This window comes from Arthrobacter stackebrandtii (genome assembly GCF_017876675.1).
Lineage (GTDB): Bacteria > Actinomycetota > Actinomycetes > Actinomycetales > Micrococcaceae > Specibacter > Specibacter stackebrandtii.
On record NZ_JAGIOI010000001.1, the window covers coordinates 3,885,051 to 3,904,337 of the forward strand.

Genomic DNA, 19,287 nt, shown 5'->3' on the forward strand with positions numbered 1-19,287 from the left:
GACTTACTTGTCGTGTTTTCGCCGCCAGGTGCGGGCCAGCTGTTTAAGCGGCGGTTTTGCCTGGAGCACGGACTGACGCGAAGATGGAGGAATGGCAATTCTTCTGCACGGCGAATACAAGGTCCACGGCGGCAAGCTGGTGGTGGTTGACACCCACGTGGCGGACGGGCGCCTGAGCGGCGTGCGGGTCAGCGGAGACTTCTTCCTGGAACCCGACGAGGCGCTCGACGCCATCAACAACGCACTGGAGGGGCTTTCCGCCAGCCTCCCTGCCGAGGCCATTGCCGAGGCAGTCACCGCGGCGCTGCCGCCGGATGCCGTGCTCTTCGGCTTCTCCCCGCAGGCCGTGGCCATCACGGTCCGCCGCGCCTTGACGAAGGCCTCCAGCTGGATCGACCACGAATGGGACATCATCGCGCCCACGGTCTTGCCGACGGCGGTCAACGTCGCCCTCGATGAGGTGCTGACGGAGGAAGTGGGTGCCGGGCGGCGCAACCCGACGCTCCGGTTTTGGGACTGGGATGAACCGTCCGTGGTGATCGGCAGCTTCCAGTCCTACCGCAACGAGCTGGACCCGGCAGGCGTGGAGAAGTACGGCATCCACGTGGTGCGCCGGATCAGCGGCGGAGGCGCCATGTTCATGGAGGCCGGCAACTGCATCACCTATTCCCTGTACCTGCCCCAGACCCTGGTGGACGGGCTGAATTTTGAAGATTCCTACAAGTTCCTGGACGCCTGGGTGCTCGCGGCGCTCGAGTCCATGGGCATCGAGGCGTATTACGTTCCCCTCAACGACATCGCGACCGACAAGGGGAAAATCGGCGGAGCTGCACAGAAGCGGCTCAGCAACGGCGCCATGCTCCACCACGTCACCATGAGCTACGACATCGATGCCGACAAGATGGTCGAGGTGCTGCGGATCGGCAAGGAAAAGCTGTCCGACAAGGGCACCCGCTCCGCCAAGAAGCGCGTCGACCCGCTGCGGCGCCAAAGCGGCATGAGCCGGGAGGACATCCTGGCACGCATGGCCGAGACCTTCACCGCCCGCTACGGTGCCCGCCCCGCCAGCCTCACCGACGAAGAGCTGGAAGAGGCCCGCCGCCGCGTCGAGGGCAAGTTCGGCACGGAGGAATGGCTGCACCGCGTCCCATGAGCCTGCCCACCAGCGCCGCAGCGACCCGGGGGAGACGCTGGCCCAACCAGCCGCCGGCCTCGTTCGCCTTTGTCATGGCCACCGGAATCGTCTCCTCCGCCCTGCTCGACGCCGGATGGACCCGCACCTCCTGGACCCTCCTGTGCATTGCCGCGGCAGGGCTGGTGGTGCTGCTGGTTGGCCTGGTGGGCCGGCTGCTCACGCACACCAACGATGCCGTCGCCGACTTTCGCAACCCGCACAAGGGATTCGGCTATCTGACCGTGGTGGCTGCCATCAACGTGGTGGGAATCGGCTTCCACCCCGTGGCGCCCGCCGCCACCTGGATCATGGCTGCCATGAGCATGCCGCTGTGGCTCTTCCTGGCCTACGGGGTTCCGCTGTCCATGATGCTGCGGACTGAGATCGGTGAGACGCGCCGGCCCCGGCTGCTGCCCGTCGATGGCACGTGGTTCCTGTGGGTGGTCTCCACCCAGTCCCTGTCCATGGCTGCCGCCTCGCTGGCCTCCGGGGGCAGCAGCGTGCGGCTGCTCAGCGACACCGCCGTGGCATTCTGGGGTGTGGGCATCATGCTGTACTTCACGCTGACCACCCTGGTGATGCTGCGCCTGCTGACCGGAGGCGAGAACCTGGGCGGGATCGTACCCACCAACTGGATTTTCATGGGTGCAACCGCCATCACGGTGCTGGCCGGTTCCATGATCCTGCACCTGCCGTCCGAGGTCCCCGTCATCGCCGTGGCCGGCGCCACCGTGGGCGGCATCAGCTACCTGCTGTGGGCCTTCGGCCTGTGGTGGGTGCCGCTGCTGGTGGCCTTCGGCTTCTGGCGCCACGTGGTGCGGCGAGAACCGCTGCGCTATGGCACCTCGCTGTGGTCCATCGTGTTCCCCCTGGGCATGTTCGCCGTGGCCACATTCAGGTTCGGCAAGGAAAACCACATGCCCCTGGTTGCATGGGTTGGCGATGTCACCACCTGGGTGGCCGTGGCAGCCTGGCTGGCCGTTGCCCTGGGCATGCTGTTGACGTTCACCCTCTGGATGCGGCGCGGGGCTCCCGCCACCTAAGTGGCAGGAGCCCCGCATTCAGGCGTGGATTTGGTGTCAGGCGGCGGCCTGTGCCCGCAGTGCCCGCAGAAGCTGGTCACGCTGCTCCACCACGATCCGGCGCAGCCCCGCGGCGGCATCCGGGTGTTCCGCCAGCCAGGCGTCCGTGCGGTGCACGACGGAATGGTGCTCCGGCGCGGTGCCGGGCTCCAGGTCCTGCGACACCGGGAACAGCCCGCGCACAATGCGCCCGGCAATTTCCAGGCTCCTCGAGCTCCACACGTCCTCGATCGCAGCAAAGTACGGTTCGATGTACGGCTCGAGCAGTTCCGCTGCGCCCACCGTGAACCCGGCAATCGTGGCGCTGAGCAGTTCATTGCTCAGCTCGGACCCCACCACGGCCTCCTGCCAACGGGCAGCCTTGCCCTGGGGGTCCGGCAGCGCCGCCACGGCGAGACAGCGGTTGGCCCGGTGCTCGGCCGTGGTGTCGGCTGCCAGCTCGCCATCCAGCTCGGCCGTCGTCGCGGCCCCGCGTGCCGCGAGCTGCTGCCACAGCAGCCAGCGCAGGCTGCCGTCCACCACCAGCCCGGCCGGGACGTCGCTGCCGGCAAGCAGCTGCCTGCTCCAGGCGTTCACGGCATCCGTGCTGCGCCCCAGCAGTGCCAGGGTGCGCGCCCACACCAGCTGTTCGTCGCTGCCGGCACCCGCCTGCGCCAAATGATGTTCGACGCCGGCCCGCAGGACGTCGCGTGCGCCGTCACGGTCCGCGGCCGGGCAGTACTGGGCCAGTGCGAGCAGCGAGTTGTCGGCGAGGGTCTGCAGGAGGCTCGTGTCCGCCTCCCCGCCTGCTTGGGACACAACCGTGCGAAGGTACACGGCGGCCGGCAGGAGCCCGTCCCGCGTGGCGTTCCACAACGCGGACCAGACCAGGCTGCGGGCCAGGGGGTCGGCAACAGTGCCCACGGAAGCCAATGCGGTGGAGAGCGAAGCTGCGTCGAGACGGACCTTGGCGTACGTCAGATCCTCGTCATTGACCAGCACGAGGTCGGGGGAGGGGCGCCCCACTGCCTCTGCCACGATCGTCTGCGCCCCCACCACATCAAGTGCGAACGAGTCGCTCCTGACCAGGGCTCCGCCGTCGTGCCTGAAAAAACCGACCTTCAGGCGGTGCGGGCGCACGGCTGCGCTGCCGGTGACGGGGTCCAGGGCCGTCTGGCTGATGGTGAGCTGCGTGACGGCGCCCTTGTCCGTGTCCAGGTCCGGGAGCAGGGTGGACATGCCTGAGGTGCCCAGCCACTGGGCGGCCCATTCGTTCAAGTCGCGGCCGGAGGCCTTGCTGAGCGGGACGAGCAGGTCATTGAGCGAGGTGTTCCCGTATTCGTGCGTGCGGAAGTACTCGCGGGAGCCGGCGATGAACGCATCCTGGCCCACGTACGCTACCAGCTGCTTGAGGACGGAGGCGCCCTTGGCGTAGGTGATGCCGTCAAAGTTGGCCTTGGCCGCCTCGAGGTCCGGGATGTCGGCGACGATGGGGTGCGTGGTGGGCAGCTGGTCCTGCGTGTACGCCCACGCCTTGCGGCGGCTGGCGAACATGGTCCACGACTTGGGTCCCCACGGCGTGGCCTCCGCGACGGCGAGATGGCCCATGAAGTCGGCGAAGGACTCCTTCAGCCAGAGGTCGTCCCACCAGCCCATCGTGACGAGGTCGCCAAACCACATGTGCGCCATCTCGTGCATGATCGTGTTGGCGCGCTGCTGGTAGGCGGTGTCGGTGGCGCGGGAGGCGTGCAGGTACGACTCGGTGAAGGTGACCAAACCGGGGTTTTCCATGGCGCCGAGGTTGTATTCGGGCACGAAGGCCTGGTCGTACTTGCCGAACGGGTACGGGTAGTCGTAGAGCTCGTTGAAGTACTTCAGCCCGGCCTTGGTGACCTTGAAGATCTCCTCCGCGTCGAAGTGCGGGGCGAGGGATGCGCGGCAGTACGCGGCAAGCGGGATGTCCAGCGTCTGCCCTGCGTGGGAGCTGTCCGGCCCGAACGCCATGGAGAAATGGTCCTCCGCCTTGAAGTAGGGGCCGGCCAGGACCGTGGTGATGTAGGTGGAGATGGGCAGCGTGGGCGCAAACTCCCAACGGACGGTTCCCGCGTCCGGCAGTTCCTTGCGGCTGCTCACGGACTGGTTCGAGGCGACCTCCCACGCTGAAGGCGCCGTGACGCGGAAGGTGTAGGGAGCCTTCAGGTCGGGCTGTTCAAAGTTGGCGAACACGCGGCGGGCGTCGGCGGGCTCGTACTGCGTGTACGTGTATGTCTTGCCGTCGGCGGGGTCCACAAAGCGGTGCAGGCCCTCGCCGCTGCTGGAATAGGCGGCCGTTGCGCGGACCACCACCGTGTTCTCTGCCGCCAACCCGGGCAGGTGGATGCGCGAGCCGTCCACCACCTCCGAGATGTCAAGCGCAGTTCCGTTCAGGACCACGGACTCGACGCTCGGGCCGATGAAGTCCAGGAACGTAAAGGTGCCGGCAGCGGTGTCGGCGGAGAAGGTGATGGTGGTGGCGCTGGGGAAGCCCGGGATTGCCGGGTCTTCTGCCAGGCCCAGGTCCAGTTCAACGTCGTAGTTGTGGACCGTGAGGAGGGATTTTCGGGCGGCTGCTTCGCTTCGCGAAAGATTATGGTTTGACACCATTTCATTCAATCACGGACCCCCGAAAAAGGCCCCCCGGCCAGTGCCCCCGGTGCCGGGACCGTCGGTGCACCGGGTTGGGCGGGCGCCAGGCCATGGCGCGGACAACTGCTCAGGTGGACATGAGGTGCACGGCGCCGAACGCCAGGGCGGCGATCAGGGCCCATGAACAAAGAGCCATGACCGTGGCCCGCAGCCCCGTGTTCAGCAGCTCGCGGATGCGGACGCTGGAACCGAGCCCGAACAATGCCGCACCCAGGGCAATGTCCTGTGCCAGTGCCCCCGCCTCGATCGCGGACTCCGGCAGCCACCCCGTGGTGCGCAGCGCCACCATGGCCAGGAAGCCCAGCACGAACAGCGGAACCACCGGTGGAAACTTGGGCGCCTCCACGGCCTCAAGGGTGGTGGCGCGGCGCAGCTCCAGTGCCCTGGCATGGCTCCTGCGCTCCAGGGCGCCGGCCACGCCAACAATCGGGGCCAGCAGCACCACGCGGGTCAGCTTGACCACCACGGCGGCGCTCAGTGCAACGGCGCCGGCGGTCTGGGCGGTGGCCACCACCTGGCCCACGTCGTGCACCCCCGCGCCAACCCACTGGCCAAATTGCAGCGGGCTGAGCCCCAGCGGGTTCATGAGCAGCGGCAGGATGCCGATGGCCAGCGTGCCGCACAGTGTAACGAGCGCCACGGGGAGCACCGTGTCCTCATGCTTGGTTCCCTTGACGGCCGCCATGGCACCAATGGCCGACGCCCCGCAGATGGAAAATCCCGTGGCGATCAGCAGGGGGGTGTCGCCGCCAAGCCGGAACAGCCGGCCCAGTGCCAGCGTGCCGGAAAAACTGAGCAGCACCACGCCGATGATGAGCGCCACGCTCACCCACCCCAGGTCCATGATGTCGCCCAGGCTGAGCTTGAGCCCCAGAAACACAATGCCGACCCTCATCAGGTGCTTGCCGGCGAAATTCAGCCCCTTGCGCCACGGCCCCTCGCACAGGGCCTGCGTCCCCGGCAGGTTCACTGCCGCAATGCCAAGCACGACGGCGACGGTCATCGCCGGGAGCAGCGGCACCAGGGAGTGGACCAGGAGGGAGACGGCCACCGCGGCCACCGCCGCTGCAAGGCCGGGGCCCAGCGAACGGGCCGTGGCAGCGAAAGGCGCCATCCCGCCGTCGGGCCTCACCATGGGCTGGGCTTGTAGTCCTTGAGGAAGACGCCGTACTGGTCCTCGCCGGACTCGCCCATGACAATCGGGTCATAGACGCGGGCGGCGCCGTCCACCAGGTCGAGCGGGGCATGGAAACCCTCCTCGGCGAGGCGGACCTTGGTGTAGTGCGGGCGTTCGTCGGTGATCCAGCCCGTGTCCACGGCCGTCATCAGGATGCCGTCGGTGTCGAGCATTTCCTTGGCGCTGGTGCGCGTGAGCATGTTCAGCGCGGCCTTGGCCATGTTGGTGTGCGGGTGTCCGGGGCCCTTGTAGGCGCGGGAGAACTGGCCCTCCATGGCGGAGACGTTGACAATGTACTTTCGGTGCGCCGGGGAGGCTGCCAGGGCCGGGCGCAGGCGCGAAACCAGCAGGAACGGGGCCGTGACGTTGCACAGCTGGACTTCGAGCATCTCCAGCGGGTCAACCTGGTCAACCACCTGCGTCCAGGAGTTGATGGTGGCCAGGTCAGGGACCAGGCCGCCGGCGTCGATGGCCGTGCCGGCCTCTATGCGCTCCAGCGAAGCCGAACCCATGGACAGCGCCAGCGAGGCAATTTCGTCCCCGGCCAGCTTCGGGTGCTCCATCATTTGCGTGGCCAGGGCCAGGGGGTGCTTGTCATGGGCGTGGCCAAAGGTGACCAGCTCGGGCATGGGGGCGTCCGTGGGGAGGTCCTCCAGCTCGGCATCGATGAGCGGCTTGAAGGCGTTGCCGGAGCGGCGCACCGTCTGGGCGGCATTGTTGATGATGATGTCCAGCGGGCCGGCCTCATTGAGGGAGTCGGCCAGGGCCACAACCTGGGTGGGGTCGCGCAGGTCGATGCCCACGATCCGGAGTCGGTGGAGCCACTCGCCTGAGTCTTCCATGGCTGCGAAGCGCCGGGCGGCGTCCTTGGGGAAGCGGGTCGTGATGGTGGTGTGGGCGCCGTCGCGGAGCAGGCGCAGGGCAATGTACATGCCGATCTTGGCCCGGCCGCCCGTCAGGAGGGCACGCTTGCCGCTGAGGTCGGTCCGCGCGTCGCGCTTTGAATGGTTGAAGGCGGCACAGTCCGGGCACAACTGGTGGTAGAAGGCATCCACGAGCGTGTAGTGCTGCTTGCAGATGTAGCAGGGCCGGGAACGGATGAGCGTGCCCGCAGATTCACCGGTGGTGGACGGCTGGAGCTTGTTTCCCCGCGTTTCGTCGTCTATCCGGTCCGGCGCCGCGGTGGCGGTCAATGCAATGACGGCCTTGTCGGCATCGTTGACGGCATCGCGCTTGACGTTGCGGCGGTGCCGCTTGACGGCCTTGAACATTTTTCCGGTGGCCCGGCGCACCGACACGTAGTCGGGATGTTCTTCGTCGTAGACGTGGATGGTTTCCAGAACCTTGATGCAGTTTTGGATTTCTTCAGGGGTCAAATCGGGGGCGCTCACTCCACAATGTTAGCCTCTCGGCGGCGCCCCCGATCCCCGCGGGCATTAGCCGCCCGTCACCGAGTTGACGACCTTGACCTGGTTCTCCACGATCTTGTCAACGGTTTCCTGGGCAAGCTGGTCCCGTTCCACCGCCGTGGCCAGCGCTTCCGGGAGTTCGGCCGCAGCCGCCCGTGCCAGCTCGATCTCTCGCTCATCCGGCGGCGAGACCACCTGGCCCTTGCTGAGGACGGTCAGGCCCGACTCGGTGATGGTGAATCCCCGGGCCCGGTCAAGGTCCGGGTCGACGCCGATGGTCGCCCCTGCGGGCACCTTCACGTTTTTGTCGATGATGGCGCGGCGCACAACGGCACCCGGGCCAATCGTGACCTTGTCGAGGAGGACAGATGCCTGCACGCGTGCACCGGCGCCGATGTAGACATCGTTCGAGAGCACGGAATTTTCCACGACACCTCCGGAGACCACGACGCCGGGGGCGACAATCGAGTCCAGCGCCGCGCCCACCGAGTTCTGCTCACCCCGGACAAACTTGGCCGGCGGCGAGGTGGTGTTCCTGGTGAAGATCGGCCAGGCCCTGTTGTAGAGGTTGAAGATGGGCACCGGCGAGATCAGGTCCATGTGTGCGTCGTAGTAGGAGTCGAGCGTGCCCACATCGCGCCAGTAGTTGCGGTCGCGGTCTGTGGCGTCCGGGATGTCGTTGGTGGAGAAGTCGTAGACAAAGGCTTCGCCGCGGTTCACAAAGTAGGGGATGATGTCCCCGCCCATGTCATTTTTCGTGTCGTTGTTTACTGCGTCCAGCTCGAGGGCCTCGACCAGCGCATCCGTGTCAAAGACGTAGTTGCCCATGGATGCCAGGAACTGATCGGGGGCGTCTGCCAGGCCGGGGGTGGAATCCGGCTTCTCAACGAACGCCGCAATCTTGTGTGCGCCGACCGCACCGGCGACCGGATCGCCGTCGACCTCGATGACGCCAAACTGGTTTGCCATATCCAGTGGCTGCCGAACCGCTGCGACCGTGGCCCGTGCACCTGAATTGATATGGCTCTGAACCATTTGTTCAAAGTCCATCCGGTATACGTGATCGGCACCGACCACCACCACAATGTCCGGCTCGGCGTCCCCGATCAGGTTCATTGACTGGTAGATGGCATTGGCGCTGCCAAGGAACCAACTCTTGCCGCGGCGCTGCTGGGCCGGCACCGACGCGACGTAGTTGCCCAGTTGGGTGGACATCCGCCATGTCTCTGAAATGTGGCGGTCCAGGCTGTGCGACTTGTACTGGGTCAGCACCACAATTTTGAAATATCCCGAGTTTGCCAGGTTGGACAATGCGAAATCGACCAACCGGAATCCTGCGAATGGAACAGCAGGTTTTGCGCGGTCCGCTGTCAAGGGCATCAACCTCTTGCCCTCACCGCCTGCCAACACGATCGCCAGAACTTTCTTTACTGACATGATCAAACCTCCGACAGCTTCGTTGATGCACTTTGTTGTCCCCCGATAACGGTCACAACAACTTCACACTAGAACAAATGTGTTCCGACAGACTACCTTGAGACTGTGCGTATAGATATTGTGACGAAAGAGTTTCCGCCCGAGATTTACGGGGGAGCCGGCGTGCATGTGGCCGAGCTCAGCCGTGTCTTGGCCAGCCGGGCAGAGTTGCGCGTTCATGCTTTTGGAAATGAACGTTTGACGAATTTTCATGGCGCGGAAGTCATGTCGTACCAAAATCTTCCCGAACTTGACAATGCCAATGCGGCAGTCCAGACTATGGGCGTCGATCTGCAGATGGTGTCCGCGATCGCCGGCTCCGATCTGGTTCATTCGCACACCTGGTACGCCAACATGGCCGGCCACATAGCGTCGCTTCTCCACGGCATTCCGCATGTGCTCAGCGCCCACAGCCTGGAGCCCCTGCGTCCCTGGAAGGCTGAACAGCTTGGCGGCGGCTACGCTGTCTCGTCGTGGGTGGAGAAAACCGCCTACGAAGGCGCTGCTGCGATCATCGCGGTCTCCGACGGCATGCGCAAGGACATCCTGCGCAGCTACCCGGATGTGGACCCTGCCAAGGTCAAGGTAATCCACAACGGCATTGACGTGGCCGCCTGGCAGCGCGATGAGAAGGACGACGTCGTGCGTTCCCTTGGGATTGACCCTGACCGTCCCAGCGTTGTGTGGGTTGGCCGCGTGACGCGCCAGAAGGGTGTGCCGTACCTTTTGAAGGCGGCGGCCTCCCTTCCTCCGGAGGTGCAGCTCGTACTGTGTGCCGGTGCCGCAGACACGCCTGCTCTGGGTGCCGAGGTCAACGAGCTGATTGAGGGGCTCAAGGCCCAGCGCGACGGTGTGATTGTCATTGAGCGGATGCTGCCGCGGGCTGAGCTGATCCAGGTGCTCAGTCATGCAACGGTCTTCGCATGCCCGTCCATCTACGAGCCCCTCGGGATCGTGAACCTTGAGGCCATGGCCTGCGGCGCGGCAGTCGTCGCCAGCGCAACGGGCGGCATCCCTGAAGTGGTCGCCCACGGTGAAACCGGTTTGCTCGTTCCGCTGGAGCAGGTCAGTGACGGCACCGGAACTCCGTTGGATCCGGAGAAGTTTGTGGCCGACTTTGCTGCCGCAATGATCGAGGTTGTCAACGACCCCGCCCGGGCCCGGGCCATGGGGGAGAAGGGGCGCCAGCGCGCCACCGACTTATTCTCCTGGGAATCAATTGTTGAACAGACCCTCGACGTGTACCAGAGCGTCCTGCCGCAGTAGGCATTCTTGGCTGGCTTCAGCCGTCGCAACAATAAACCAGCCGTCACCATGAATTGGTGGCGGCTGGTTTTTTGCTGTCTGCATTTCGGCTGAGGTGGCCCAGTTGGGTGGGTGTTTACCGTTGGTCGTGGTTGTTGGGGGTGGTGTTGGTGGGTGTTGGTGGTGTGGGGTTGTTGAGGCCGTGGTGGTAGGTGTTGCGCAGGGGTGTTTGGGTGGGATCGATGGTGGGTGGGGGTGTGTAGTAGGGGGTGCCGGTGATGAGTTGGAGGGTCCATTGGCTGTTGTGGAGCAGGGTGTGGTGGCGGCTGCAGAGCAGGGCGGCGTTGTTGAGATTGGTTTCTCCTCCGTGTTGCCAGGGGGTGATGTGGTGGGCTTCGCAGTGGGTGGCGGGGGCTTGGCAGCCGGGGAAGGTGCAGCCGAGGTCGCGGGAGTAGAGGAGTTTGTGTTGGAGGGGGGGGTGAAGAGGCGTTGGGTGCGGCCGGCGTTGATGATGGTTTGGCCTTGCCCGTAGGTGAGGCGGGTGATGTCGGGGTCGCAGAGGGTGGTGTTGAACAGGGAGAGGGGCATGGGGCCGGAGTGGGTGGTGTAGGCGGTGCCGGTGCCGTCGGTGCGGGTGAGGTCTGCTTCGCTGCAGGTGATGATGAGTTGGGATTTTAGGCCGCCGTTGACTGGCAGGGTGTTGGCGCGGGAGGCGAGCTTGAGGCTGGAGACGAGTCCGTCGAGGAGTTTTTGTCCGTGGGTGCGTTCGTCTCTGGCGGCCGGGGCGGTGGTGGGGTCGGTGGTGTCCAGGCCGGGGAGTTCTTGGTTGCTGCCGGGTTCCGGGATTGGGATGCCGTCGATGAGGTGGGGCCAGGGCGGGATGGGTTCGTGCCCGTCCCCGGCCGAATCGTCATCGTCGGGGCGGGTGTCATCGCCGAGCCTGCCGCCGTACCAGCCCGGCCCAAACCCGTCTCCGCCGGCCGGCCCGGCATCCTGCTGATCGTCCTCGGGATCCTTGAATCCTGCATCGTGGCTGCCGGTGTCCGGTCCCGGGTCGTGGGCAGGGTCCTGTCCTGTGCCTTGGTGGGGGTCCTGTTCCGGGTCGTGCCCGGTGGTCGTGGCTGGTGGTGTGCCGCGGCCGGGTGGCTGGCTGCCGCTGCCGCTGCCGCTGCCGGTGCTGGTGGCGGGGGCGCGGCCGTTGCCGGTGCTGTCACCGGTCCGGGCACCTTTGCTGGTCTCGGTGCTGTCGTGAGGGGTGCCGGTGGATCCGTCGCTGTCGGCGCCATCGGTGCCGCTGTTGTCGGCAGGGGTGTTGAGGTAGTGGGTGGTGGTGGCGAGGTGGTCGAGCAGGTTTCCCTGGCCGTCCATGACCGAGTCACTGCCGCCGCCGGTGCCGTGGTCGGTGGTGTTGTTGTCTCCGCCGCCGCTGGTGCTGGTGCCGGTGCCGGTGCCGTTGGTGCGGTCGCTGTTGTTGTCACCGTTGTTGGTGGTGTTGATGTCTTTGTGGTGGTTGGGGTTGGTGGCGTGGCTGATGGTGGCCATGATGTGTTCGTATTGTTCGATGGTGCAGTGGCCGTAGATGCCGATGAGTCCGCGGCGGGGTTTGCGGAAGAACAGTCCTTGTTTGGCGTGCAGGTCGGCGGTGGAGGGTTTGCTGCCGTCGGGATCCAGGTTGGCCATGATGCGTTGACCCAGGGCGCGCAGGTCGGCGGGGCCGTGGGTGGTGGCGGTGGTGGTGAGGTCGTGTTCGATGGCCTCGGGAATGTCGGGGTTGATGCGTCCGTTGGCGGCGAGCCGGTCGGCTTCTTGGAGGAAGCCGAGCACGGTGTGGGCTTGGTCGGTGTTGATGGTCCCGTCAGCCAGGGCGGTGCCCAGTTCCGGGTGGGCCGTCGGGGTTTCCGCGCCGCTGATGCCATCGATTCTGGGCAGGAGTTCTTCGGCGAGGAGGATGCGCCGGTAGGCGTCCCCGCGGGCCAGGTGCAGGGTTAGTTCGAGCAGGTCCGTGGTGTTTTTCGCCCCGGTGGCGGTGAAGCGGCCGGCGGCCACGCGCCGGTCCAGTTCCGCCGCGGCCTGGATCGCCAGGGCCTGGGCGAGGCGGGTGACTTCCTCCACGGCGCGGGCCCAGGCGACGCACTCGGCGTCGGTGAACGCGCCCGGGTCGACCCCGAACGCGGCCGCGGCGAACGGGTCATCCCCGCCGCCGGGCAAACCGCCGGTGTCGGGGGATTGGGCCCAGTCCGGGGGTGTGGTGGTCGGGGCGGCCATCGTGGCGAGGTCGGCGGCATGGTCCAGGAGCCGGTGCACCCTGTCACCGGCCGGTCCTGCCACTGTGGTGGGGTCCGTTTCTTCAGGCCCCATCGCCGTCGTCCTCATACATTCATTCTAATACAGGCCTCTGACAAGGTAGTTGGACATTGGTGCTGGTGGGGACAACCCACCCGGCAAGGGCCCCTGTGGAGGAACAACCACTCGGGTGCGGCTCTTGTTCGACCGTCTGTCCGCACCGGACGGCCCGTCTGGCCAAGCTTTGCGGTGCAAGGTTGGGTCGCTGGAGTCTGGCGTTGTCCTCTTGGACAAGGTTGTGGATAACTTATGGCAGGTTTTTGGCACTGAGTGTATTTTGGGATGACTGCTAGCGACAGGCGTCACTGTAGATGTCTGCCACTCATAACGACTTATGGGGGACCGCTATGACCGGGCCGAACTTTACGACCGCCTACGCGCAGGGTGCACCCACAGAAGGCCAGCTGCCTGGGAGTGGTGCAGACTGCCGTGGGCCATCTAACGGCCGCGGCCGAGACGGCGCGCGGAGTGCAATGGGGCGAGCCGTCTTGGTTGCCGCGGCCCTGATTGCAGGTGTTTTGGCCTTGGTCGGATGTTCCACCCCACCAACGGCGACCCCTTCAAGCAGCACCGGTGCGGCTACTTCGGCGCCGGTAGAAAGCACCGCTCCGCCGCCGACCACCGCGGCCCCTGCGGTGTATAAGCCCGCTACAGACCAGGGGCCGGCCGAAAACGTCCCCGTGCCGGTACTGCCCGACAAGGCCAAGGAATTCAGCAAGGAAGGACTCATGGCCTTCACTGAATATTGGTACTCCACCCTCGGCTACGCATTCGAAACCGGTGACACTAAACCCATGACGGATATTACGGGTACGGGATGTCCCATTTGCTCAGTCATGACTAAGGCCGCTGTTGCGTGGCATGAGGAAGGGCGGTAGATCGTCGGAGGGCAAATGATCGTCATTGACACTGCATCGTCATTCGCTTCGACTGATGACGGCATATATCAGGCCGTCGCCACGGTTCGTCAGAACCCAGTCAAGTATTTCCATGGGGATGGGACGCTAGCGGAGGACAAAGGCGCCACGCCCACAGTCAAAGACGTAATGTTTGCTACCTATGAGTCGGGTACGTGGACTGCCAACAACGTACTTCACATGCAAGGTAGCAAGGGTCATGATTAGGCCGCTCATACTCAGGGCTGTCATTGTGGTCGCAAGTGCTGTCGCCTTGATGCTAATTGGTCCATCGAGTTCGATTGCGGATGAAACATCTCTTGAAACGCCCGTTTGGACCGATCCAGGCATTGAAACCGCAGCCGTATCGTTGATCCCAGGATCAGAAGATACCTATGTTGCTGCGCCTATTAGTGATTCGATTGACCCGTATATATGTGAGGCGCGCGTTGCCTGCACTGACGGCGACATCATTGATTTCCCTCAATGTCGGATCGTGATACCCGATTGTACGGCTGGCAAGGGAAGCCCGGATGGCGCGCCAGGCGATGTCATCTACTGGTATTTCGCGGACTCCACCAAGAGCCCGCCGGTCTGGACATTCTTCGATGGTCCCGTTTGCGTCTATGGCAAAGAAAGGCCCGTCGATGTTCTGGCGGAGATTGCCGGGCAGATCACCCATGAGTTCCAACAAGTGCCCATCGCCCCGGCGGTGATTGGTTCCCAGCCCGGCCCGCACACCCTGCGCGGCAGGGAAACCAACGTCTGGGCAGAAGCCGCCACCCAAAACTTCCAACTGAACCTCCTGGGCCAGGCCGTCACCATCACCGCCACCCCGGCCGCCTACACCTGGGACTACGGCGACGGCACCCTCTTCGGCCCCACCGACGTCCACGGCGCACCCCTGCACGAAGACCGCATCGGCGAACAAACACGAACCAGCCACGTCTACACCGAAACCGGCGAAAAATACATCAACCTCACCACCCACTTCAACGGCACCTACACCGTCAACGGCGGCCCCGAACTGCCCATCCCCGGCCAAGGCAACATCCCCTCAGCCCCGCTCTGGATCAAGGTCTGGCGCGCACAAATCAACCTCTACGCCGACAACTGCTTCGAAAACCCCAACGGCATCGGCTGCTAACCACGGCGCGCCAAGGATCTTCACGCCGCCAGAGATCATGCATACGCACGCCCAGAAACCAGAGCGGTGCAATGCTGCGCCGGGGACAGGGAAAAAGCGACCAATGCTGCGACAGGGTCAGGGGAAAAGCGACCAATGCTGCGACGGGGTCAGGGAAGAAGCAACCATGACTGCCAGGCTTGCCTGGAACTGTCCCAGGTTCCGTGAACCTCCACCAGCTCGGCGGCTGGGTCGAAGGCGGGCGCCAACCCATTCAGTCCGTGACGACCTCCCTTGAAAGCGACGTGCAAGGACGCTACGAGGTTGAGGCCACCTTTGATTCATCAAGGTGACCTCCCGCCGTCGTGCTATAGGAGTAGAGGGAGCTACTTTTTGGAGGCAGCCTTCGCCTGGGCGATGAGCACCTTCTCGTCGACCGGTGCATCGGAGCTGGCGCGCAGGGCACGGTAGTACTCGCGGGCCTCGTCCTGCCGCTCGCGCTCAATGCCGGAGGCAATGGGGGCGCGGAGGTGCTCGGGACCGTAGCCAAACGCATCAACGAGGTCCAGCGCGTGGGGGCGCAGTTTGGCCAGGACTCGGTTGATGTAGGGGGACAGGGTGCGGGCGCGCTGCATGGAGATGCGGCCGTTCATGAGGTACCAGTCGAGGTGCTTCTCAATCAGGCCCAAGCCGAACAGGTCGCGCAGGCGGGTCAGCACGCGCTTGGTGCCCGCGTCGTCAACGCGGCCCAGGGCGGCCGTGAACGCTTCCCACTGCAGCAGTTCGGCGTGTGCACGGGCAGCCTCGATCAGGTCATTCTGGTTGTCATTGAAGATCGCGGCGCCCTTGTCCTTGGGCATCTTTGCCGCCTCCTTCAGGGCACCGGCCACGTCCGCCACCATGGTCTGGACGCGCTCGGTCAGCATCTGGCGCTGGGTGTCCTCATCCTTCAGTGCCCTGGCGGACTTCTGGGCGGATCCGGTATCGGTGACAAACTGTGCAACCTGGCGCAGGCCGGTCTTGTTCAGGGTCAGGTCGGCGGCCTGGCCGGCCACAAAGCGGGCCAGCACGCCGAAGTCCAGGTTGCGGAGTTCCTTGCTGTAGTCGGCCAGCAGGCGCTTGGCCACGAGCTGGAGGAGCACGGTGTTGTCGCCCTCGAAAGTTGCGTAGATGTCCAGGTCCGCGCGCAGCGAAGTGAAGCGGTTGCCCACCATGAAGCCGGCGCCGCCGCACGCTTCGCGGCATTCCTGCAGCGTGTCCAGTGCGTGCCAGGTCGTGACCGACTTCAGCGCCGCGGCCAGGGTTTCCAGGTCCTGCCGGTCCTCGTCGGTGTCATGCGCACCCGAGAAGACGTCGTCAAACTTTACGAGCAGTTCCTCATGCGCAAAGGCGGCGGCATACGTGGTGGCCAGCAGCGGCAGCAGGCGGCGCTGGTGGCGCTGGTAGTCCAGCAGCACCACTTCCTCCGTATCCGAGGCGGCATTGAACTGGCGGCGCTCCGTGGCGTACTGGATGGCGATCTTCAAGGCCACTTTGGATGCTGCCACCGCTGCACCGTTGAGCGAGACGCGCCCCTGTACCAGGGTGCCGAGCATGGTGAAGAAGCGGCGGCCGGGGCTCGCGATGGGGGAGCTGTAGCTGCCGTCGACCGCCACATCGCCGTAGCGGTTCAGAAGGTTGGTGCGGGGGATGCGCACATTGTGGAAGGCCAGGCGGCCGTTGTCGATGCCGTTCAGGCCACCCTTGATGCCGTCATCCAGTCCTTCGATTCCGGGCAGGAACTCCATGGTTTCCGGGTTGCGCAGGTCAACATAGAACGCGTGGACGCCGTGGTTGACGCCCTTGGTGATGAGCTGGGCAAAGACCACGGCGGCAACACCGTGCACGGCGGCATTGCCGAGGAACTCCTTCCACGCGGCCCGGAACGGGGTGTTGATAACGAACTCCTGCGTTTCGGCGTCATAAGTGGCGGTGGTGCCGATTGAGGCGACGTCGGAGCCGTGCCCGATTTCCGTCATGGCGAACGCGCCCGGGATGGACAGGTCCATGATGCCCGGCAGCCACTTGTCCTGGTGCTCCTCGTTGCCCAGGTGCAGCACGGCGGAGCCGAACAGGCCCCACTGCACGCCGCCCTTGATCTGCAGGGACGGGTCGGCGATGACCAGCTCCTCAAAGCCGGCAACATTGCCGCCGTGGTCGTTGGTGCCGCCCAGGCGTTCGGGGAAGGCGCGGTGCACGCCGTTTGCCTCAACGAGGATGCCGAGCTGCTGGAGGACACGCTCACGGTGCTCCACGTGGCCCAGGCCTTCGACCTTGTGCAGCTCCGGCCGCCCGGCCAGTTTGCGGGCGGCCAGGCGCACCTCGGCCCAGCGGCCAAGCAGCAGCTCACCGAGCTGGGCAGTGTCGACGCCGGCGTCGCTGCCGGCCACGGACGAAACAGGGGTCATTGTGTTGGTCATGATTATCCTTCTGTTGCGAAATTTGAATCTGTTGCGAAATCTTGGTCTTGCCATTGCTGAAACGCCGGTGGTGCCGGAACTGCGGTTACTGCTCGGGACCGGGTGCGCCGCCCGCGGCCACCAGCCTGCCCACGCCGTCGAACAGCCATGCAGCGATCTGCTCGGCCATGGCCTGGGAATGCGGCTTTGCCGGATTCTCCGGCGTCTGCAACCACAGTTCCCCGGCCGTGCGCACCATGCCGATTGCCGCCGTCGGCCAATAGTCCAGCAGTGCCGACTCCGGCGCGCCCAGCAGGTGCCGCAGCGGGTCGGTGATCATTTGGGTCACGGAATCGAAGAACCCGATGAGTTCCCCGGATGTGCGGGCGTCGCCTTCCGTGGGCGTCGTCGCGAAGAAGTAGACGTTGGGTGAGGTCTGCGCCATCTGCAGGTACGCGGCCACCATGGCCGTCACTCCGGCGCGCGGGTCCGTGGCGCCCTGTCGTGCAGCCGCGATGGTGTCCTGCATTTGCCGGATCACGACGGCGCCCACCGCCTGCCGCAGTCCCGACTTGTCGCCGAAGTACCGGTAGAAGACGGACTTGGAGGTTCCCGCGGTGACTGCGATGTCCTCCATGGAGGCTTCCGGGCCGAGGCGGTGGATGGCGCGCCGGGTGGCCTTGATCAAGGCGCGACGGCGTTCCTCGCGGTGCGTTTCCCACCTCGCCGAACGCCCGTCAACAGCGGGGAGGGAGGTGGCTTGCGCAAGGGGGTTGCCCCGAGGCTGGTCCTGGATGGTTGGCGGTTGGCTTGGCCCGCGCCCTGGCGTGTTCACGATACTCAGCGTATCAGGTACGCTGAGTATCAGTTACAAAAGTGATTCCCAGAGGAGAATGCCTTATGACCACGCCCACATCCGCAGTCCAGGCCACCACGCCTGCACCGTCCGCCAGCCCCGCCCCGCGCAAAGCCGTGGTGGTGGGTGGCAACCGCATCCCCTTCGCCCGTTCGGGCGGCGCCTACACGCACTCCTCCAACCAGGACATGCTGACCGCCGCACTGGACGGACTTGTTGCCCGCTTTGGCTTGGCCGGCGAGGAAATCGGCGAGGTTGCCGCGGGCGCTGTCCTGAAGCACTCCCGCGATTTCAACCTGGCCCGGGAGGCTGTGCTGGGCTCTGCGCTTGCCGCCACGACACCGGCCTACGACCTCCAGCAGGCGTGCGCCACCGGCATGGAAGCCGTAATCGGGCTGTCCAACAAGATCAAGCTGGGCCAGATCGACTCCGCCATTGCCGGCGGCGTCGACTCCGCCTCGGACGCCCCCATCGCCGTCAGCGAGGGCCTGCGCACCATCCTGCTGGACCTCAGCCGTGCCAAGACTGCAGGGCAGAAGGCGAAGATCATTTCGCGCATCCGCCCCAAGGACCTCACGCCCAACGCACCCACCACGGGCGAACCGCGTACCGGCCTGTCCATGGGCGAGCACCAGGCATTGACCACAGCGCAGTGGAACATCACCCGCGAGGCCCAGGACGAACTGGCCCTGGCCAGCCACAAGAATCTTGCCGCCGCCTATGACCGGCATTTCTTTGACGACCTGATCACGCCGTTCCGGGGCCTCAGCCGCGACTCCAACCTTCGTGCGGACTCGTCCATGGAGAAGCTGGCCAAGCTCAAGCCCGCCTTCGGCAAGTCCCTCGGCGAGGGCGCGACCATGACGGCCGGCAACTCCACCCCGCTGACCGACGGCGCTTCCACCGTCCTGCTGGCCTCGGAAGAATGGGCCACGGCCCGCGACCTTCCGATCCTTGCCGATGTGGTGGACGGAGAAGCCGCCGCCGTCGACTTTGTCCACGGCAAGGACGGGCTGCTCATGGCTCCCGCGTTCGCAGTTCCCCGCCTGCTGGCCCGCAACGGCCTGACGCTGGATGACATTGACTACTTTGAAATCCACGAGGCCTTCGCCGGCACCGTGCTGAGCACCCTCGCCGCCTGGGAGGACGAGGAATTCGGCAAAACCCGCCTGGGACTGGACGGGGCGTTCGGCACGGTCGACCGCAGCAGGCTCAACGTCAACGGCTCCTCCCTTGCAGCCGGGCACCCCTTCGCAGCAACCGGCGGACGGCTCGTGGCCACCCTCGCCAAGATGCTGCACGAACGCGGCACTGTCGACGGCCGCCCGGCGCGCGGGCTGATCTCCGTCTGCGCCGCCGGCGGCCAGGGCGTCGTCGCCATCCTGGAAGCACGGTGACACC

12 protein-coding genes and 2 pseudogenes are annotated in these 19,287 nt (G+C 65.4%); 6 read left to right on the plus strand and 8 right to left on the minus strand.

Features of this window, described 5'->3' with window-relative positions:
• Positions 1 to 91 precede the first annotated feature (91 nt).
• Positions 92 to 1,153, plus strand: a complete 1,062-nt coding sequence (gene lplAB / locus JOF48_RS17020) for a lipoate-protein ligase LplAB (RefSeq protein ID WP_209682667.1) — start codon at positions 92 to 94, stop codon at positions 1,151 to 1,153.
• Positions 1,132 to 2,217, plus strand: coding sequence for a tellurite resistance/C4-dicarboxylate transporter family protein (locus tag JOF48_RS17025; RefSeq protein WP_209682670.1), 1,086 nt, complete (start codon positions 1,132 to 1,134; stop codon positions 2,215 to 2,217). Before lplAB ends, JOF48_RS17025 begins: the two co-directional genes overlap by 22 nt.
• A gap of 36 nt (positions 2,218 to 2,253) precedes the next feature.
• Here JOF48_RS17025 and pepN read toward each other — a convergent pair whose 3' ends face one another.
• From pepN to glgC, 4 genes are all read right to left on the minus strand, one after another.
• Positions 2,254 to 4,875: an aminopeptidase N gene (gene pepN, locus JOF48_RS17030; RefSeq protein ID WP_209684712.1), complete on the minus strand. Its 2,622-nt coding sequence runs from the start codon at positions 4,873 to 4,875 to the stop codon at positions 2,254 to 2,256.
• Positions 4,876 to 4,987: 112 nt separating this feature from the next.
• On the minus strand, positions 4,988 to 6,055 hold the full coding sequence (locus JOF48_RS17035; RefSeq protein WP_245346591.1) for a YeiH family protein: 1,068 nt from the start codon (positions 6,053 to 6,055) through the stop codon (positions 4,988 to 4,990).
• Positions 6,049 to 7,488 carry an SDR family NAD(P)-dependent oxidoreductase gene (locus tag JOF48_RS17040; protein ID WP_209682673.1) on the minus strand — a complete coding sequence of 480 codons (1,440 nt, stop codon included), beginning with the start codon at positions 7,486 to 7,488 and terminating at the stop codon, positions 6,049 to 6,051. Before JOF48_RS17040 ends, JOF48_RS17035 begins: the two co-directional genes overlap by 7 nt.
• Positions 7,489 to 7,533: 45 nt before the next feature.
• Entirely contained in the window at positions 7,534 to 8,949 is a 1,416-nt protein-coding gene (gene glgC / locus JOF48_RS17045) for a glucose-1-phosphate adenylyltransferase (protein WP_209682676.1), read from the minus strand.
• A 99-nt stretch (positions 8,950 to 9,048) separates the two neighbouring features.
• Between glgC and glgA the strand changes: the two genes are divergently transcribed.
• Positions 9,049 to 10,248: a glycogen synthase gene (gene glgA / locus JOF48_RS17050; RefSeq protein WP_209682680.1), complete on the plus strand. Its 1,200-nt coding sequence runs from the start codon at positions 9,049 to 9,051 to the stop codon at positions 10,246 to 10,248.
• A 115-nt stretch (positions 10,249 to 10,363) separates the two neighbouring features.
• Here glgA and JOF48_RS20210 read toward each other — a convergent pair whose 3' ends face one another.
• Both JOF48_RS20210 and JOF48_RS20215 read right to left on the minus strand, forming a co-directional pair.
• Entirely contained in the window at positions 10,364 to 11,101 is a 738-nt protein-coding gene (locus JOF48_RS20210; protein WP_425353746.1) for an HNH endonuclease signature motif containing protein, read from the minus strand.
• A 638-nt stretch (positions 11,102 to 11,739) separates the two neighbouring features.
• Positions 11,740 to 12,600: pseudogene (locus JOF48_RS20215) on the minus strand (DUF222 domain-containing protein); the annotation flags it as partial.
• Between the two features lie 443 nt (positions 12,601 to 13,043).
• Here JOF48_RS20215 and JOF48_RS20220 point away from each other — a divergent pair.
• Together JOF48_RS20220 and JOF48_RS17060 are read left to right on the plus strand one after the other, a co-directional pair.
• A pseudogene (locus tag JOF48_RS20220) lies at positions 13,044 to 13,694 on the plus strand (DUF6318 family protein).
• Between the two features lie 268 nt (positions 13,695 to 13,962).
• Positions 13,963 to 14,613 carry a hypothetical protein gene (locus JOF48_RS17060; protein ID WP_245346592.1) on the plus strand — a complete coding sequence of 217 codons (651 nt, stop codon included), beginning with the start codon at positions 13,963 to 13,965 and terminating at the stop codon, positions 14,611 to 14,613.
• A gap of 365 nt (positions 14,614 to 14,978) precedes the next feature.
• Here the strand turns inward: JOF48_RS17060 and JOF48_RS17065 are convergent, their stop codons facing one another.
• Positions 14,979 to 17,051, minus strand: a complete 2,073-nt coding sequence (locus JOF48_RS17065) for an acyl-CoA dehydrogenase family protein (RefSeq protein WP_209682686.1) — start codon at positions 17,049 to 17,051, stop codon at positions 14,979 to 14,981.
• 85 nt (positions 17,052 to 17,136) lie between these two features.
• Positions 17,137 to 17,865, minus strand: a complete 729-nt coding sequence (locus JOF48_RS17070; protein ID WP_342591288.1) for a TetR/AcrR family transcriptional regulator — start codon at positions 17,863 to 17,865, stop codon at positions 17,137 to 17,139.
• A gap of 65 nt (positions 17,866 to 17,930) precedes the next feature.
• Between JOF48_RS17070 and JOF48_RS17075 the strand changes: the two genes are divergently transcribed.
• Positions 17,931 to 19,283: an acetyl-CoA C-acetyltransferase gene (locus tag JOF48_RS17075; protein ID WP_209682688.1), complete on the plus strand. Its 1,353-nt coding sequence runs from the start codon at positions 17,931 to 17,933 to the stop codon at positions 19,281 to 19,283.
• The last annotated feature ends 4 nt before the right edge of the window (positions 19,284 to 19,287 follow it).

Bases quoted from the DNA above. Each gene is read 5' to 3' on its own strand.
- lplAB (WP_209682667.1), top strand. From the start codon at position 92: ATGGCAATTCTTCTGCACGGCGAATACAAGGTCCACGGCGGCAAGCTG.
- JOF48_RS17025 (WP_209682670.1), top strand. From the start codon at position 1,132: ATGGCTGCACCGCGTCCCATGAGCCTGCCCACCAGCGCCGCAGCGACC.
- JOF48_RS17035 (WP_245346591.1), bottom strand. From the start codon at position 6,055: ATGGTGAGGCCCGACGGCGGGATGGCGCCTTTCGCTGCCACGGCCCGT.
- JOF48_RS17065 (WP_209682686.1), bottom strand. From the start codon at position 17,051: ATGACCAACACAATGACCCCTGTTTCGTCCGTGGCCGGCAGCGACGCC.
- JOF48_RS17075 (WP_209682688.1), top strand. From the start codon at position 17,931: ATGACCACGCCCACATCCGCAGTCCAGGCCACCACGCCTGCACCGTCC.